This window comes from Pseudomonadaceae bacterium SI-3 (assembly GCA_004010935.1).
In the GTDB taxonomy this organism is placed as follows: domain Bacteria; phylum Pseudomonadota; class Gammaproteobacteria; order Pseudomonadales; family Pseudomonadaceae; genus Stutzerimonas.
Genome location: CP026511.1, coordinates 3,127,959 through 3,143,986 on the forward strand (window position 1 = coordinate 3,127,959; position 16,028 = coordinate 3,143,986).

The window sequence follows — 16,028 nt, forward strand, 5'->3', positions numbered from 1 at the left end:
TTGAAGCGTTGCGAAGCGCCTTTACGCGTCGCGCGGCTTGTGATTGAGAGACGCTGAATTGATGCAGTAGCGCAGCCCGGTCGGTGCCGGGCCATCCGGGAATACATGCCCCAAATGGGCATCACAGCGAGCGCACTTGACCTCAATGCGATGCATGCCGTGGCTGAAGTCGTCAATGCTGGCAATGGCTGTATCGCTAACCGGCTGAAAGTAGCTCGGCCAGCCACAGCCTGAATCGAACTTGGCGTCAGAATCGAACAGCGGTGCATCACAGCAGGCGCAGTGGTAGATGCCGGGCGCCTTGGTGTCGTTGTACTTGCCGGTGAACGGTCGCTCGGTCGCACCCAGACGGCAGACCTGGAATTGCTCGTCGGAAAGTTCTTCACGCCAGGTTTCGAGCGGTTTCTCAAGCTTATCCATCGGTACACCTCATGAGCTTAAAAAGGCACCTCTGTACCTTTTCCGGGGATCAGGCCGCACGTATGATGCGGTGCTCTTAAGACGCCTAGTCTGGCAGCGGGGTTTCACACTGCCAAGGCGCCCGGGTTCACGCCGTACGCAGCCAGCCCTTCAGAACGGCAGGCGCGTCATCACTTCGGGACACAAGGATCATGCAGGTCAGCAAATCGAACAAGCTCGCCAATGTCTGTTATGACATCCGTGGGCCAGTGCTCAAGCACGCCAAACGCCTGGAAGAGGAAGGCCATCGCATCCTCAAGCTGAACATCGGCAATCCGGCGCCATTCGGTTTCGAAGCCCCTGAGGAAATCCTTCAGGACGTGATCCGCAATCTGCCCACCGCGCAGGGCTACAGCGATTCCAAAGGCCTATTCAGCGCACGCAAGGCGATCATGCAGTACTACCAGCAGAAGCAGGTAGAAGGCATCACCATCGAAGACATCTATCTCGGTAACGGCGTGTCCGAGCTTATCGTGATGTCCATGCAGGCCTTGCTCAACAACGGCGATGAAGTGCTGATCCCGGCCCCCGATTACCCGCTGTGGACGGCCGCCGTCAGCTTGGCGGGCGGCAAACCGGTGCATTACCTTTGCGACGAGCAGGCTAACTGGTGGCCGGACCTGGCCGATATCAAAGCCAAAATCACGCCCAACACCAAAGCGCTGGTGCTGATCAACCCGAACAACCCGACCGGTGCGGTATACCCACGCGAAATTTTGGCAGGCATGGTCGAGCTGGCCCGTCAGCACAAGCTGGTGCTTTTCTCCGACGAGATCTACGACAAGATTTTGTATGACGAGGCAGTGCACATCTGCACCGCATCGCTTGCGCCTGACGTACTGTGTCTAACCTTCAACGGGCTATCGAAGTCCTACCGCGTTGCTGGCTTCCGCTCCGGCTGGGTAGCGATCTCCGGTCCCAAGCACAAAGCGCAGAGCTACATCGAAGGCATCGACATCCTGGCCAACATGCGCCTATGTGCCAACGTGCCGTCTCAGCACGCCATCCAGACCGCCTTGGGCGGCTACCAGAGCATCAACGATCTGGTGTTACCACCAGGCCGCCTGCTTGAGCAGCGTAACCGGACCTGGGAACTACTCAACGACATTCCCGGCGTCAGCTGCGTCAAGCCGATGGGTGCGCTTTATGCGTTCCCACGGATCGATCCGAAAATCTGCCCAATCCACAACGACGAGAAATTCGTCCTCGACCTGCTGTTATCAGAGAAGCTACTGATTGTTCAGGGTACGGCCTTCAATTGGCCGTGGCCGGATCACTTCCGCGTGGTCACCCTGCCCCGCGTGGACGACCTTGAGCAGGCTATTGGCCGAATCGGGAACTTCCTCAAGACCTACAGCCAGTAGTGTTGGATGGATCTGCAAATCGATGACTTCTACCGGGACGCCGCGGCCGGCCTGCTGACGCTCTATCAGGCCTTTCCGCGGAAAGTCGCGCTGTACGTCGAGGACATCATCGGCCATGAAGAACCCGATGAGTTCGGCTTGCCCAGCAAGCGCCACCAAGGCTGCCTCGGCGCGCTGATATGGCTCGCCGAGGAGGGCTATCTGCGCTTCGAGAGCACCATTCATTTTCAGGCGCTCGACCAGGCTGTTCTCACCGAGAAGGCATTCCTGCGACTGACTGCCACCATCCGCGATGCCTTTGCCGGTCTCGACTCACTGCCGCCGAGTGTCCGTCGGGTCCAGTCCAGCCTGGCGCATCAGCTACGCGAAGCGTTGCGTGAAGCGGACAGCGAGCGGCTGGCACAACTGACGCGCCAGCTGTTCGACAGCTCACTGCCTGAGCGCAGCTAAGCCCAGCCGGGCGGCAGGCGACATAGCTTGAAATAGTCGCTCGGTTGAATCGAGCCGGGCCGCCCCTTATATAGCCTATCGTTCTTTACTGTTCCTCTTGGAGTCTGCCGCAACATGATGCGCATTTTCTTGTTTCTGGCCACCAACCTGGCTGTGCTGGTCGTCGCTAGCATCACCCTCAAGTTGCTTGGGGTAGATCGCTACACGGGTCAGAACTACGGCAGCCTGCTGGCTTTCTGCGCCGTCTTTGGTTTCGCTGGTGCACTGATTTCGCTGTTCATCTCCAAATGGATGGCGAAAATGAGTACCCGTACAGAGATCATCACCCAGCCGCGCACGCGTCACGAACAGTGGTTGTTACAAACCGTCGAGCAGCTGGCCCGTGATGCCGGCATCAAGATGCCAGAAGTGGGTATCTTCCCTGCTTATGAAGCCAACGCCTTCGCCACCGGCTGGAACAAGAACGATGCGCTTGTCGCAGTCAGCCAAGGGTTGCTCGAGCGCTTTTCCCCGGACGAAGTCAGGGCCGTACTGGCCCACGAGATTGGCCACGTTTCCAACGGCGACATGGTCACGCTTGCATTGATCCAGGGCGTGGTAAACACCTTCGTCATGTTTTTTGCACGCATCTTCGGCAGCTTCGTCGATAAGGCGATCCTGAAGAACGAAGATGGCCATGGCATCGGCTATTTCGTTGCGACGATCTTCGCCGAACTTGTGCTGGGGATCCTCGCCAGCATCATTGTCATGTGGTTCTCACGCAAGCGTGAGTTCCGCGCTGACGAAGCGGGGGCTCAGCTTGCCGGGACCAGCGCGATGATCGGCGCCCTGCAGCGTCTGCGCGCAGAACAGGGCGTGCCAGTCGACATGCCGGACAGCCTCAAGGCCTTCAGCATCAACGGTGCCCTGCGCAACGGCCTGGCCGGCCTGCTGATGACTCACCCAACGCTGGAAGATCGTATCGAAGCCTTGCGCCAGCGCGGCTAAGCGAGCGAACCGAAACAAGGGCGGCATACACAAGCCGCCCTTTTTTTTCGTCTGCGATTTGCACGTAGTGGCTGTATGCCTGTCGAAGCAAGCGCCGTCTTCAGAAAAGGAACATCTCAACATGCGCCGCTTCGTTCTACTCGTCATCGCCCTGCTCACCCTGGCCGGCTGCCAGAGCGCCTATTACTCGGCAATGGAGAAGGTCGGATTGCATAAGCGCGACATTCTGGTTGACCGCGTCGAGGATGCGCGCGACTCACAGCAGGAAGCCAAGGAGCAGTTCAAGGATGCCTTGGAGCGTTATCGCAGTGTGGTTCAGGTTAAGGGCGGTGAGCTTGAAGAGCGCTACGAGGCGCTGAACAATGAGTTCGAAGCCAGCGAAAACAGCGCTCGCGAAGTGCGGGAAAGGATCGAAGCCGTCGAGGATGTCGCCGAGGCGCTTTTCGAGGAATGGAAACAGGAACTCGGCGAGTACAGCAACGCAAGCTTGAAAGCGGCCAGTCAACGAAATCTGGAACGCACCCAGAAAGATTATCGTGTGCTGCTGCAACGCATGAAGGCAGCGGAAAAGCGTATCGATCCGGTGCTAGACGTATTGCGCGACCAGGTACTGTTTCTCAAGCACAACCTCAACGCACGCGCGATCGGCGCCTTGCAGGGCGAATACCGCACGCTGGAAGGGAATGTCGATCAGCTCCTCGCTGAAATGCAACGGGCCATAGACGAAGCCGACGTGTTTATCCGTCAACTCCAGCGCAACCAATAACCGAGATAACCGGCTAACGCTGGTGGCGAAATGGTCGGGCGAAAACCACAACGGGCACACCGCGGCGCGCCCGTCATCTCAACAGCTATCAGCACGACAGTCGATGCGCGCTAGGAGAGTTCACCGAGTCGGTAGCAGCTTTCTTCTAGGCGAGTGAGGCCACGCTGAAGAAATCTCCAATTGCTTTCGTTCAACACGTTGGCGCGCTCCAGCAGATCGACTTTCCAGTGCGCGCTCAAAGACATTCGAACTTCAGCATCACTCACAGCGAATGGCGGGCCGGACATCTGCTCCTGCTGGTAATCCAATGTGATCAGCAGCCCCTGACAGTTTGGCGCAAGGATGCTGACTAGATGGTTGACGTAACGCTGACGCATGTCGGCGGGCAATGCGATCAGCGCAGCGCGGTCGTATAGCGCCTGGCAGTCGGCCACATCAGCCGGTGTCATGGCGAAGAAATCGCCACAGCGGATTTCCACCATACCTGCCCGGTAAACCTTGAACTCACCCTGGATGCTGACGTTCGGGACTAGCCCGTGCTCGGAGAAAAAATCCTCGGCTGCGCGCTCGCTCAGCTCTACGCCCAACACCGCAAAACCCTGATCGGCGAGCCAGGCCATGTCGAGACTTTTCCCACACAACGGCACCAGGACACGAGTCCCTTGCGCTAACTTCAAGCTGGGCCAATGGCGGCGCAGGTAGGGGTTGACCTCGTTTAGATGGAAGCCGATTTCGTTACGTGCCCAGCGACGCTGCCAGAACGCTTCGTCCATGTAGAGACCCTCTTGAGCGATGTTGGTCGGGGAGCTTATCAGAGCCACCTTCGTCCGGAACCCCGCTTCAACCGGAGCGCAGCGCCGACTCCGGGTCCATACCGGCATCGCGCATCTGAGCCAGTTTGTAACGAAGCGTCCGTGCACTGATACCTAGACGGTCAGCCGTCTCCTTACGGCGCCCGCGCTCGGCACGCAGGGTCTCGAGAATGAGTTCGAACTCACGACGGCGCAGGTCTTCACCCAACGCGCCAGCGACCTCGGCCGGCACTGAAACGGTCGCCGGGGCAGATTGCGTCGACACGATTGCGCTAGCGGCAGTACGCGCCAGCGAGGCGAAGCCGGCAGCAGCTGTCAGATAGAGGTCATCCGGCCGAATAAATCCGCCCTGCTGCAGGATAAGGGCTCGCTGAATCGCGTTGTCGAGCTCACGCACGTTGCCGGGCCAGGAATATCCGAGCAGGCACTGACGCGCCTCAGCTGTCAGTCTCGCGCCTGGCTGACGCATCTTTGCCGCATGATTGGCCAGCAACCGCTCGGCCAGCGGCACGATATCCGCCGGCCGATCGCGCAATGCCGGCCAGGCGAGCGGAAAGACCGAGAGACGGTAGAACAGGTCTTCACGGAAGCGCCCGCTGCGAACCTCCTCAGCCAGATCACGGTTGGTCGTGGCGACGATACGGATGTCGAGCGGTATCGGCTTGCGTCCACCCACACGCTCGACCTCACGCTCCTGCAATACACGCAGCAACTTGGCTTGTAATGCCAGCGGCATTTCGGAGATCTCGTCAAGCAGTAGCGTACCGTGATCAGCCAACTCGAACTTGCCTGGCTGCGTCGCGATGGCACCAGTGAAGGCGCCCTTCTCATGACCGAAGAGCGTCGCCTCCAGCATGTTTTCTGGAATCGCAGCGCAGTTGATGGCCACGAACGGCTTGTCGGCTCGCGATGACTGCTGATGAATAAAACGAGCTAGCACTTCTTTGCCAGTGCCCGACTCTCCTGAAACCAGCACCGTCGAATCGCTTTGTGCCACCCGTGCCGCCAGCGCCAGCAGTTGCCGACTCGCAGGTTCAACCGCCACAGGCCCCTGCATTTCGGTCGCACCAAGCTGGCCAAAGGCATGCCGGCCGACCAGGTCGAGCAACACCTTGGGTTCGAACGGTTTGACCAGGTAATCCACAGCCCCTAGGCGCATGGCCTCGACGGCGCGCTCGACGGCACCATAGGCAGTCATCAACAAGACAGGCGTTTGCGGATACCGTTCGCGCACAATTGCCTGCAAGGCATGGCCGTCTATGCCAGGCATGTTTACATCACTGACCAGCAGGCCGAAACTCTCCTGATCAAGCGCATGCAACGCGGCCTCAGCGCAATCCACCGCGCGGTAGGCATAGCCGCCCAGTTCGAGGGTATCGCCCAGCGCTTCGCGCAAAGCACGATCATCTTCGACCAGTAGAACTTTAACGCCCATAGGGCTACTCCGAATGTGCAAGCGAGGCCAGCGGAAGCAGCGGTAGCTGCAACGTGGCGCAGGTTCCTCTGCCCGGGCGAGAACGCAGTTCAAGCGCGCCCGAATGCGCTCGCGCTACCGAGCTGACGACGGCCAGGCCGAGGCCGGTCCCGGTTGCCCGTGTGGTGAAAAAGGGCTCGCCAAGTCGGGCCAAGGTCGCTGCATCGATGCCTACACCGTTGTCGCTGATGCTGATACGCAGCATTGAACCTCGTGCAAAGAGATGAACCTTCAGTTTTGTATCGCCAGTCGCCGCCTGGAGCGCATTTTCGATCAGGTTGAGCAGTGCACCGACCAAGGTGTCGCGATTGCACAACAGTGCACCGGTCCGGGCGTCGCATTGCCAGCGAACGGCGACGCCCTCTAACTTCATCTCGGTCGCCGCACGCAGCGCTCCCAGCAACTCAGCGGGTGTTAGCCGGTCCTCCAGCGGCAGATCACCCCGCGCGAAAACCAGCATGTCACGAACCTGGTGTTCCAACTCGTTCAGCCGGTCCTTCAAACGACCAGCAAACCGCTGCTGATGCTCGACCGACAATCCGCCCTGTTCCAGATGGCTTGCATACAGCAGTGCTGTCGATAGCGGGGTGCGGATCTGATGAGCCAGCGACGCCACCATACGGCCCAGCGCAGACAAACGCTCATGACGCGCCAGTTGCTCTTGCAGCCGCCGTGTCTCCGTCAGATCGGTCAGCAGCACCAGCTGCCCAGGCTCAACGTTCAAGGAACGGGTAGCGATAGAAACGCGACGCCCATCCCTCAATGAGATTTCGTGACCGTCATCCCTACGAGGCGAGAAACTCCGCGCGATCACCTCGCGCCAGAGCGCCCCTTCGAGCGGTGCGCCAAGCAGCTCGAGCGCAACCGGATTCGCTTCGCGAACCATACCCTGGCCGTCGATGACAATCACACCGCCAGGCAACAGGTCCAGCAGGCTTCGCAAGCGGCTCGCCAGGCGCTCCTTCTCGTCGAATTCCTGCAGGCGCTGCGCAGCGCTCTCCGCAAGCTGATCCTTCAACTCGGCTACCCGTGCCTGCAGCATGAACTGGGACTCGCCCAACCGGCCGGACATGTGATGGAACAGTGCGAGCGATTGTTCAAGCTCGTCGCTTGAGCCGGCCTTGGCCGGGAATTGGACGGGATCAGGAGAGCAGGTCGCTGAAGTCACTGGCACACGTTTCCGTCAAAAGATGGTCGGTAACGTGAAGGTCAGCAAGGATCATGCCCGAGATGACAGATCAAGGAAGGGCCACGCCGCAAGCAAGAGCGGCGTGGCAAAGGAAATTACTCGTCGAGATCGTCTTCGCGACGGTTCATTCCGTATTTACGCATCTTTTCTACCAGCGTGGTTCGCCGTACCCGCAGACGCTCTGCAGCACGCGCCACAACGCCGCCTGCATCTTCCAGCGCCTGCTGGATAAGCCCTTGCTCTAGGTTGCCCAGGTAATCCTTCAAATCAAGGCCTTCTACGGGAAGCATGGCATGCGCATCCGCCGGAATGATCGGGGCGTTTATTGCTGCACGCTCTTCCATCTCGTCATGCAGGCTGGTCGCGTACTGCTCATCGTCGTCATCGACGTGGCGGAATTTCTTTGGCAGCTCCATCACACCAATCACGCCGTACGGGTGCATGATGGCCATGCGCTCGACGAGGTTAGCCAGCTCCCGTACGTTACCGGGCCAATCGTGGCGACAGAGGGACATGATCGCCGCCGAATTGAAACGGATGGAGCCCCGCTTCTCGTGTTCCATGCGCGAGATGAGCTCGTTCATCAGCAGCGGAATATCCTCGATGCGCTCGCGCAAAGGGGCCATTTCGATGGGAAACACGTTAAGCCGGTAATAGAGATCCTCGCGGAAGCTGCCATCCACGATCATTTTTTCCAGGTCTTTGTGCGTTGCAGCGATGATGCGTACGTCGGCGTTTTGCGTACGGTTGCTGCCCACGCGCTCGAAGGTGCGCTCCTGCAGGACGCGCAGCAGCTTGACCTGCATAGGCAGCGGCATGTCGCCGATCTCATCGAGGAACAGCGTCCCGCCTTCGGCCAGCTCGAAACGACCGGCTCGCGAGGTGATCGCGCCGGTAAACGCCCCCTTTTCATGACCGAACAGCTCGCTCTCAAGCAACTCCGCCGGAATCGCTCCGCAATTGACAGGAACGAAAGGCCCATTACGACGCTTGGAATGATAGTGCAGGTTGCGTGCAACAACCTCTTTGCCGGTTCCCGACTCACCGAGAATCAGTACGCTCGCTTCAGTGTCTGCAACCTGCTGCATCATCTGACGTACATGCTGAACTGCACGACTGGTGCCTACCAGGCTACGAAACAGATTTGGCTCGCGCTGCCGACCACGCGCCTTCGCCTTATCGTTCATGTCCCGGTAGATCTGGGCCCGGTGAAGCGAATCGAGCAGTTTGTTGTAGCTCGGCGGCATCTCGAGGCTAGTTAGCACGCGCTGGCGTATCTCATCCGGCCATTCGGCCGGTGCTGGCTCTCCAATCAACAGCAGGGGCAGGTTTTCGTCCCACTTGCTGATCTGCTTGAGCAACTCCACGGCGCCGCCCTTCGCTGCAACATCACCAAGCATCACGCCGAGTATGCTGCGGCTTGATTCCAGTGAATCGACCGCAGCCTGCCAATCGCTGCTGGCGCATGACAAATGATCTTCGCTGAGAAAGTTCAGAATGACCGTCAGATCCCGGCGACGATCCTGATCGTCGTCTATCAACAAAATTTTGGTTTCACGCCACATCTTGTTTATAGCTCTAGAGGCTGAAAGAAAGCCCGCACTCGTCCTTGGCAGAACGGCAGCGCCATCGGCAGATAGCCGGTAGTTAATTAAAAAAAACGGCCTGAGTCAAATTTATGACGTGATTCAACGACAAAATAGCAAGGAATGCATTCTGTTATTGACGTAGAGCAACTCGTTAGGAACGAGTCGGGAGATAACGCGTTCAGCTTTGGCGCGTTTGGACTAGCTCAGGAGATCGAGACAGAACCGTCTGATTTCGAGCGGAAAGCTCAACTGTACGGCTAAGAATACCGTCGCCAACGCGTGCGTTTGAGCTGCTTTGGTGTACCTGATCCGTCAAAATCGGGCGGTGAAAATCGGCAACTCTCCGCGACCAATGGTCGCGGCAGCTTTCAGGAACTATCAGCCGAATAACTTGTAAATGTTGGCTCCTTGCTGCGACTGGTTGAGCTGTATCAGCTCATCCGCAACACGCTGCTTCTCGCTCTGACAAGTGGTGACCAGTTCACGGTAGAGATACACCAGCTCTTGCAGACGCTGCCGAATTGCTGAGTCGTCCTCACGAGGCTCGACCATCGCAGCCTCAACAACTTGACGGCATTGCAGGTCAAGCACGCTGATCGCTGTCCAGTCCTGCTGAGCCATGGCGTCACGCAAGGCGTTGCCGGTTTCCTCAAGACGTTTGACTGCTGCACTCATGAATCCGCTCCGAATGAACTGGCAACAAGGCCGAACCGATACCGCCTGAACCTCTGTCCGCGGCGCCTGATACCTTATCGGCAACCTCCACGTCGCCTTTAATTGCCACAGCGGAAAAATGTACGGTCAGTGCAGGCTGCGCAGCCCCGTTGGGACGCTAGGTGGCGCTACCGGCTCCCAGGGACCACCAGGCCGACCGGCGCAATACCAGTCGCCATCCCAGCGGTAGTAGAGACGCTCGCGATAGAACAAGTCCTGCCCTTCCACAACGTAGACGCCCAGACGGTTGTCCCAATGCGCAGCAGCATGAGGCGGCGGCGCATAACGTGGATGGCTTTTCTGGGTTGCCGGCGGGCGCGGTGCCGGTGGGGTGCGCACTGGGGGAGGCGTAGCAACCGGTTCGCGAGGCGGCGCCGATTCGGGCGGTGCCGGGTCGCGTGTAGGTCCGGACGCCTGGTAAGGATTGCCCGCACAGGCCCCAAGCAGCAACGCCAGCGTTACTACTGCGCTAACTCTGGCCAGGCGCTGAAACCTTGTTGAAACCCGCTCCTCCAGCATAATCAGTCGTCTCCCGAACCCCTGCGATCAGGGTGCTACAGGTTGGTCGATAGTCAGCTTGACCGCATCCGCATCATCCGGCGCCAACGGTTCGCTACTGCCTTGCCACTCACCGCGAGTAGCGTTCCCATCTCGGGATACGCGGGCGAACAATCTGACTTGTTCAAAGTTGGACAATCGAAGCTGTGGAGTCATTGCATCTGCATCACTCAAGTTAACCGTCGCGGGTAAATCGGCAACCGTTATACGTTTCACAGCCAAGGGCATCGGCGGGCCGGACAACGCACGGGCGAAGATGAATACGGCATCGGTCGGTCGAACCTTGTCGACCACCTCGGCAGCCAGTTGCACTTCGACCGTCAGTCCCGCCCCGGTCTCGGCAACCATCTCGCCGGCCGGTTTGGTCACGCTCGCCGGAGCCGACTCGCCGAGCTGCTCGCGCGCACGAGCGATACCGCCCTGAATGGCATCACGCGATGGATCTTCAGCAGGCAGCGTTGCCACCAACCGCTCCCAAAACCCTATCGCCTCCGCGAACCGCTCTTCTTCGTAGGCCGCGATACCCAACAGCCCGAGGCTAGTGACCTCGTGTGGATCACCGCTTAATGCCTCGTCGGTCAGCTGCTGCAGCTGCTTGGACCATTGACGGTCACCAGCGAAATAGAGCGCCTGCGCCCACTGACCCAGGAGTTCCGGCTGACGCCCCGCCAGCTTGATGACCTGCTCGAAAGCGGTAGCAGCATCCGCTGGGCGCTCTCGGTTCATATAGGTCTTGGCCAGGAAATACCAGGCCTCCGCAGACTCGGGCTGAGCCTTCACGGCACGCTCCAGCCGTCCGACCATCTCCTCCATCGTCGCGGGCTGCTCAGTGAACTCCCGCGCCAACTGCAGCTTGTCGCTCGCACCCCAGTGCAGGTAGAGACCATATCCAACCAAAGGCACAAGGATAGCCGCGATCAGCGGCACAGCCCGACCCAAATGGTTATTGTGGCGAGTAGTGGTGGTGCCCTCGGTGTCATCAAGCAACTCGCGCGCCGCATCGGCGCGCCCGGCCTCGAGCTGTTCTGAATCAAGGGTTCCGGCCGCCTGTTGCGCCGCCAGCTCTCCAAGCCGCTCCTGGTAAAGCGCGACATTCAACGCCGTCCGGTCTTCTTCGGCCTGTACACCACGCCCACGCAACAACGGCAGCAGCAGGAACGCCAGGGCGGCCAGCAGCAGCAGGCCTGCACCTATCCAGAAATCGATCATGGTTCTTTTCTATCCAACAACGTGGCCAGGCGCTCACGCTCGGCCTCGGAAAGGGTGTTCGACGCGGGCTTATCGGACGCACGGCGACGACGTATCAGGATGAACGCCAAGACGGCGAATCCAATCACCAGCAGGACAATTGGTCCATACCAGAGAACAAGCGTTTTGGCATTGACGGGCGGTTTGTAGAGAACGAAGTCGCCGTAACGGGCGACCAGGTAGTCGACGATCTGCTCGTTGCTCTGCCCCTCTTCCAGCATGCGGTAGATTTCACGGCGCAGGTCCATGGCGATCGGCGCATTGGAATCGGCAATGTTCTGGTTCTGGCACTTCGGACAGCGCAACTCTTCCACCAGCGTCCGGTACCGCTCGCGCTCGGCCTCGTTTTTGAACTCGTAGGCATCAATCGCAGCCGACGCGCTGCCCAGCAGACACAGCGTCAGCAGAAGCCCCTGAATCAGCTGCTTCATTCGTCCACCAGTTGTTGATAAAGCGCGGCAAGCTGTTCACGCCAAACACGCTCGTCTATGACGCCGACATACTTGTGACGGATGATGCCCTGCTTGTCGACGAAGAAGGTTTCGGGCGCACCATACACACCCAGATCCAGCCCCAAGCTGCCCTGCTCGTCGCGAATGTTCAGCTGGTAGGGATCGTGAAAGTCTTTAAGCCATTTCTGCGCTGCCGCATTGTCATCCTTGTAATTGACGCCATGGATGACCACGCCCTGCTCTGCAAGCTTGTTCAACACTGGGTGTTCGACCTTGCAGGCGACGCACCAGGTTGCCCAAACGTTAACCAACGCTGGCTTGCCCTTAATGTCCTCGGCGGTAACGACCCTCTGGGGATCCTCGACCGAGGGCAGCGAGAACGAAGGCAGCGGCTTGCCGATCAACGCCGATGGCAACTCGGTCGGGTCCAGAAACAGACCGCGATAAAGAAACACGGCGACGAGTAGGAAGATCGCCAGCGGTAGCAACATCAACAATCTTTTCATCTCAGGCTCCTTGCTGCGCCAAACCGAGCGCCTCGCGTACACGGGTCCTGACCTTCACCCGGTAACGTTTGTCGCTCACCGACAGCACGCCCCCCAGCGACATCATCAGCGCACCTAACCAGATCCAGCGCACGAACGGCTTGATATGCACCCGGACCGCCCAAGCACCGTTTTCCAGCGGCTCACCCAACGCCACGTAGAGATCCCGAGTGAAGCCCGCGTCAATGCCCGCTTCGGTCATCGGCATCTGTTGCACGGTGTAGAGGCGTTTCTCCGGATACAGTGTCGCCACCTGCTTGTCACCTTCGAAGACGCGAATGGTGCCTTTGTCAGAGGTGAAGTTGGGACCTTCGAAGTGCTTGGCACCGTCGAACACGAAACTGTAACCACCGAGCTGCAGCGACTCGCCTGGAGCCAGGCGCAGATCGCGCTCGTCGCTCTGCTGACTCGTCAGCACCACACCCAACGCGCAGACCACCAGACCGAAATGCGCTAGCTGCATGCCCCAGTAACTCGGCGCAAGGCTACGCAATCCCTTCAGCAATCCCTTGTGGCGGGTCTTGTCGAGGATATCGCGCACACCAGCGCTCACCACCCAGCCGGCAAGCATGCATACAGCCAGCACAGCCCAGTGGAAGTCACCGAAGAGCATCGAGCCCAGACCGCCAAGAATGGCGCTGGTGATCAGCACGGGGGTCAGCATGCCGATCAACCATTTGACCGGCGTGTTCTTCCAGCGCACCAGCACGCCCACACCAAGGGCAAGCATCAGGGCGCCAACCAGCGGCAGGAACATCGCGTTGAAATAAGGCGGGCCGACCGAAAGCTTGGTATCGGATAGTGCGTCTAGCAGCAGCGGATACAAGGTGCCCAGCAGAATCATCGAGGTGGCAACAACCAACAGCAGGTTATTTACCAGCAGCAGCGTTTCACGCGACCACAGGCCAAAACCGATCTGGCTCTTTACAACCGGCGCACGCAGTGCAAACAGCGTGAGCGAGCCGCCGATCACTACCAGAAGAAAAGCCAGAATGAAGACGCCGCGCGCCGGGTCGGTGGCGAAGGCATGTACCGACGTAAGCACCCCAGAGCGGACCAGAAAAGTGCCTAGCAAGCTGAGCGAGAAAGCAGCGATTGCCAGCAAGACGGTCCAGCTTTTGAACACGCCACGCTTTTCCGTAACCGCCAGCGAGTGGATCAAAGCGGTGCCCACCAACCACGGCATGAAGGATGCGTTTTCTACTGGGTCCCAGAACCACCAGCCGCCCCAGCCGAGCTCATAGTAGGCCCACCAGGAACCCAGGGCGATACCGGTACCCAGAAAGGCCCAGGCGATCAACGTCCAGGGACGCGACCAGCGCGCCCAGGCCGCGTCCAGGCGTCCACCCAGCAATGCGGCGATGGCGAACGCAAAAGCTACCGAGAAGCCGACATAGCCCATGTAGAGCATGGGTGGATGCACCACCAGCCCGAAGTCCTGAAGCAGCGGGTTGAGATCTCGCCCGTCCATCGGCGCCTGCGGCAGCAGCCGCTCGAACGGATTCGACGTGACGATCAGGAACAGCAAAAAGCCGATGCTAATCAGACCCATTACACCCAACACCCGCGCCAGCATGTCCTCCGGCAACTGGCGCGAGAAGATCGCAACCGCGAAGGTCCAGCCGGACAGAATGAACGCCCACAGTAATAGCGAGCCCTCGTGTGCGCCCCATACGGCGCTGAACTTGTAGTACCAGGGCAAAGCGCTGTTGGAATTCTGCGCCACGTAAGCAACGGAGAAATCGTCCACCATGAAGGCATAGGTGAGACAGGCGAAAGAAAACGCCAAAAATGAAAACTGGCCCCAGGCGGCCGGTTGCGCCAGCCCCATCCATTGGCTGTCGCCGCGCCAGGCACCGATCAGCGGCAGCGTGCCCTGCACAACGGCCAGACACAGCGCCAGAATCATCGCGAGATGACCGAGTTCAGGGATCATTTCGCGTACTCCTGCTCGCCACCGCTGTAGGGCTTGCTCTTGCCACTTTTCTCCAGCGCTGCGGTGACTTCAGGCGGCATGTAGTTTTCGTCATGCTTGGCCAGCACTTCGTCAGCGACCAGGACGCCGTCCGCGTTCACGCGCCCCAAGGCAACGATGCCCTGCCCCTCACGAAACAGATCAGGCAAGATCCCCTGGTACTGGATAGTGACCGCTTCGGCATAATCGGTGACACGAAAGGTCACCGTCAGCGAATCGTTACTGCGTTGTACCGAGCCCTCTTCGACCATACCGCCTGCCCGAATTCGCGTGCCTTCAGGCGCTTCGCCTGCCGCGATCTGCGTCGGTGTGTAGAAGAGGTTGATATTCTCTTGCAGGGCGGACAATGCCAGCGTTACCGCAACACCGACGCCAGCCAGAATCGCCAGAATGATGAACAGACGCTTCTTGCGCACAGGATTCACTTCATTTCCTCCCGGCGCAAACGACGCGCCTCGTCTTGCAGATAACGCCGACGCGCCATGACTGGCAGCGCCACGTTGAGAATCAGAACCGCCAGGCTGATGCCGTAGGACGTCCAAACGTACAGACCATGGTTACCCATGGCGATGAATTCCGAAAACGACGAAAAATTCATGCTTTACCCACCAGTGCTTTCACTTCCGCTTTGACCCAGCTGCTTCTCGACTCACGCCGTAGCACCTCGAGGCGCATGCGCATCAGCAGAACCACAGCAAAGAAACAGTAAAAGCCCAGCACCATAACCAGCAGAGGCAGCCACATTTCCATCGGCATGGCCGGCTTTTCCGTCACGGTGAAGGTGGCCGGTTGGTGAAGCGTGTTCCACCATTCCACCGAATATTTGATGATCGGGATGTTCACTACTCCCACGATCGAGAGCACGGCACAAGCCTTGGCTGCGCTGTCTCGATTGGTGATGGCCTGCCCCAGCGCAATGATGCCGAAATACAGAAACAGCAGGATCAGCATCGAAGTCAGACGTGCATCCCACACCCACCAAGCCCCCCAGGTGGGCTTGCCCCACACCGCACCGGTGACCAATGCGATGAAGGTCATCCAGGCACCAATGGGCGCCGCTTGCTGGAGCGCAACGTCGGCCAGTTTCATTTTCCACACCAGACCGACCAGCCCCGCCACCGCCAGCATCACATAAATAGACTGTGCTAGAAACGCTGCCGGAACGTGGATATAGATAATCCGGAAACTGTTGCCCTGCTGATAATCCTGCGGCGCAAACGCCAAGCCCCAGACCACCCCGACCCCAACCAACAACAATGCGGCCCAGGTCAACCATGGCAGCCAACGACCGCTGATGCCGTAGAACCATTTAGGCGAACCCAGCTTGTGGAACCATGTCCAGTTCATAGAGCCTGCCTCACGCCTGCTACGTTTGCCGATACTGCGCCGAAACGGGGCAACCGCCGCTTGTTCGGAATCATGAAACCCATCGTTGCGATAACCGCT

18 protein-coding genes are annotated in these 16,028 nt (G+C 59.2%); 4 read left to right on the plus strand and 14 right to left on the minus strand.

The annotated features are described in order from the left end of the window. Positions 1–21 precede the first annotated feature (21 nt). The gene (msrB, locus tag C1896_14640) at positions 22–420 is read right to left on the minus strand and encodes a peptide-methionine (R)-S-oxide reductase (protein AZZ46023.1); all 399 of its coding nucleotides are present in this window, start codon (positions 418–420) and stop codon (positions 22–24) included. Positions 421–611: 191 nt separating this feature from the next. Here msrB and C1896_14645 point away from each other — a divergent pair, with 191 nt between their 5' ends. The 4 genes from C1896_14645 to C1896_14660 all read left to right on the plus strand — a co-directional run bounded on the left by C1896_14645 (position 612) and on the right by C1896_14660 (position 4,026). Then, positions 612–1,823 carry a pyridoxal phosphate-dependent aminotransferase gene (locus C1896_14645; GenBank protein ID AZZ46024.1) on the plus strand — a complete coding sequence of 404 codons (1,212 nt, stop codon included), beginning with the start codon at positions 612–614 and terminating at the stop codon, positions 1,821–1,823. 6 nt (positions 1,824–1,829) lie between these two features. Beyond that, the gene (locus C1896_14650; protein AZZ46025.1) at positions 1,830–2,273 is read left to right on the plus strand and encodes a hypothetical protein; all 444 of its coding nucleotides are present in this window, start codon (positions 1,830–1,832) and stop codon (positions 2,271–2,273) included. Between the two features lie 114 nt (positions 2,274–2,387). After that, the gene (locus tag C1896_14655) at positions 2,388–3,260 is read left to right on the plus strand and encodes a protease HtpX (GenBank protein AZZ46026.1); all 873 of its coding nucleotides are present in this window, start codon (positions 2,388–2,390) and stop codon (positions 3,258–3,260) included. Positions 3,261–3,381: 121 nt separating this feature from the next. Beyond that, positions 3,382–4,026: a DUF2959 domain-containing protein gene (locus tag C1896_14660; GenBank protein ID AZZ46027.1), complete on the plus strand. Its 645-nt coding sequence runs from the start codon at positions 3,382–3,384 to the stop codon at positions 4,024–4,026. A gap of 110 nt (positions 4,027–4,136) precedes the next feature. Here C1896_14660 and C1896_14665 read toward each other — a convergent pair whose 3' ends face one another. The 13 genes from C1896_14665 to C1896_14725 all read right to left on the minus strand — a co-directional run bounded on the left by C1896_14665 (position 4,137) and on the right by C1896_14725 (position 15,929). Continuing rightward, entirely contained in the window at positions 4,137–4,799 is a 663-nt protein-coding gene (locus tag C1896_14665) for a thiopurine S-methyltransferase (GenBank protein ID AZZ46028.1), read from the minus strand. 67 nt (positions 4,800–4,866) lie between these two features. Next, positions 4,867–6,273 carry a sigma-54-dependent Fis family transcriptional regulator gene (locus tag C1896_14670; GenBank protein ID AZZ46029.1) on the minus strand — a complete coding sequence of 469 codons (1,407 nt, stop codon included), beginning with the start codon at positions 6,271–6,273 and terminating at the stop codon, positions 4,867–4,869. Positions 6,274–6,277: 4 nt separating this feature from the next. After that, a complete protein-coding gene (locus C1896_14675; protein AZZ46030.1) occupies positions 6,278–7,480 on the minus strand; it encodes a PAS domain-containing sensor histidine kinase in 1,203 nt (400 codons plus the stop codon). Between the two features lie 116 nt (positions 7,481–7,596). Beyond that, positions 7,597–9,066, minus strand: coding sequence for a sigma-54-dependent Fis family transcriptional regulator (locus C1896_14680; GenBank protein ID AZZ46031.1), 1,470 nt, complete (start codon positions 9,064–9,066; stop codon positions 7,597–7,599). Between the two features lie 402 nt (positions 9,067–9,468). After that, on the minus strand, positions 9,469–9,765 hold the full coding sequence (locus C1896_14685) for a flagellar protein FliT (GenBank protein AZZ46032.1): 297 nt from the start codon (positions 9,763–9,765) through the stop codon (positions 9,469–9,471). A gap of 126 nt (positions 9,766–9,891) precedes the next feature. Beyond that, the gene (locus C1896_14690) at positions 9,892–10,323 is read right to left on the minus strand and encodes a hypothetical protein (protein AZZ46033.1); all 432 of its coding nucleotides are present in this window, start codon (positions 10,321–10,323) and stop codon (positions 9,892–9,894) included. A 27-nt stretch (positions 10,324–10,350) separates the two neighbouring features. Continuing rightward, positions 10,351–11,571: a c-type cytochrome biogenesis protein CcmI gene (gene ccmI, locus C1896_14695; GenBank protein AZZ46034.1), complete on the minus strand. Its 1,221-nt coding sequence runs from the start codon at positions 11,569–11,571 to the stop codon at positions 10,351–10,353. Then, the gene (locus tag C1896_14700) at positions 11,568–12,041 is read right to left on the minus strand and encodes a cytochrome c-type biogenesis protein CcmH (protein AZZ46035.1); all 474 of its coding nucleotides are present in this window, start codon (positions 12,039–12,041) and stop codon (positions 11,568–11,570) included. Before C1896_14700 ends, ccmI begins: the two co-directional genes overlap by 4 nt. Continuing rightward, positions 12,038–12,568: a DsbE family thiol:disulfide interchange protein gene (locus C1896_14705; GenBank protein ID AZZ46036.1), complete on the minus strand. Its 531-nt coding sequence runs from the start codon at positions 12,566–12,568 to the stop codon at positions 12,038–12,040. Before C1896_14705 ends, C1896_14700 begins: the two co-directional genes overlap by 4 nt. Position 12,569: 1 nt before the next feature. Continuing rightward, the gene (locus C1896_14710) at positions 12,570–14,543 is read right to left on the minus strand and encodes a heme lyase NrfEFG subunit NrfE (GenBank protein AZZ46037.1); all 1,974 of its coding nucleotides are present in this window, start codon (positions 14,541–14,543) and stop codon (positions 12,570–12,572) included. Continuing rightward, positions 14,540–15,007, minus strand: coding sequence for a cytochrome c maturation protein CcmE (locus C1896_14715; GenBank protein ID AZZ46038.1), 468 nt, complete (start codon positions 15,005–15,007; stop codon positions 14,540–14,542). Before C1896_14715 ends, C1896_14710 begins: the two co-directional genes overlap by 4 nt. Continuing rightward, complete coding sequence (ccmD, locus tag C1896_14720) at positions 15,004–15,180, minus strand: heme exporter protein CcmD (GenBank protein AZZ46039.1); 177 nt, start codon at positions 15,178–15,180, stop codon at positions 15,004–15,006. Before ccmD ends, C1896_14715 begins: the two co-directional genes overlap by 4 nt. Continuing rightward, positions 15,177–15,929: a heme ABC transporter permease gene (locus tag C1896_14725; GenBank protein ID AZZ46040.1), complete on the minus strand. Its 753-nt coding sequence runs from the start codon at positions 15,927–15,929 to the stop codon at positions 15,177–15,179. The genes ccmD and C1896_14725 overlap by 4 nt, the downstream gene beginning before the upstream one ends. Positions 15,930–16,028: the final 99 nt, after the last annotated feature.

Excerpts from the sequence above, each read along its gene's own strand:
- C1896_14665 (AZZ46028.1), bottom strand. The coding sequence starts at position 4,799 with ATGGACGAAGCGTTCTGGCAGCGTCGCTGGGCACGTAACGAAATCGGC.
- C1896_14645 (AZZ46024.1), top strand. The coding sequence starts at position 612 with ATGCAGGTCAGCAAATCGAACAAGCTCGCCAATGTCTGTTATGACATC.
- C1896_14705 (AZZ46036.1), bottom strand. The coding sequence starts at position 12,568 with ATGAAAAGATTGTTGATGTTGCTACCGCTGGCGATCTTCCTACTCGTC.
- C1896_14690 (AZZ46033.1), bottom strand. The coding sequence starts at position 10,323 with ATGCTGGAGGAGCGGGTTTCAACAAGGTTTCAGCGCCTGGCCAGAGTT.
- C1896_14655 (AZZ46026.1), top strand. The coding sequence starts at position 2,388 with ATGATGCGCATTTTCTTGTTTCTGGCCACCAACCTGGCTGTGCTGGTC.
- C1896_14670 (AZZ46029.1), bottom strand. The coding sequence starts at position 6,273 with ATGGGCGTTAAAGTTCTACTGGTCGAAGATGATCGTGCTTTGCGCGAA.
- C1896_14700 (AZZ46035.1), bottom strand. The coding sequence starts at position 12,041 with ATGAAGCAGCTGATTCAGGGGCTTCTGCTGACGCTGTGTCTGCTGGGC.
- C1896_14685 (AZZ46032.1), bottom strand. The coding sequence starts at position 9,765 with ATGAGTGCAGCAGTCAAACGTCTTGAGGAAACCGGCAACGCCTTGCGT.
- C1896_14725 (AZZ46040.1), bottom strand. The coding sequence starts at position 15,929 with ATGAACTGGACATGGTTCCACAAGCTGGGTTCGCCTAAATGGTTCTAC.
- C1896_14710 (AZZ46037.1), bottom strand. The coding sequence starts at position 14,543 with ATGATCCCTGAACTCGGTCATCTCGCGATGATTCTGGCGCTGTGTCTG.
- C1896_14660 (AZZ46027.1), top strand. The coding sequence starts at position 3,382 with ATGCGCCGCTTCGTTCTACTCGTCATCGCCCTGCTCACCCTGGCCGGC.
- ccmI (AZZ46034.1), bottom strand. The coding sequence starts at position 11,571 with ATGATCGATTTCTGGATAGGTGCAGGCCTGCTGCTGCTGGCCGCCCTG.
- C1896_14680 (AZZ46031.1), bottom strand. The coding sequence starts at position 9,066 with ATGTGGCGTGAAACCAAAATTTTGTTGATAGACGACGATCAGGATCGT.
- C1896_14650 (AZZ46025.1), top strand. The coding sequence starts at position 1,830 with ATGGATCTGCAAATCGATGACTTCTACCGGGACGCCGCGGCCGGCCTG.
- msrB (AZZ46023.1), bottom strand. The coding sequence starts at position 420 with ATGGATAAGCTTGAGAAACCGCTCGAAACCTGGCGTGAAGAACTTTCC.
- ccmD (AZZ46039.1), bottom strand. The coding sequence starts at position 15,180 with ATGAATTTTTCGTCGTTTTCGGAATTCATCGCCATGGGTAACCATGGT.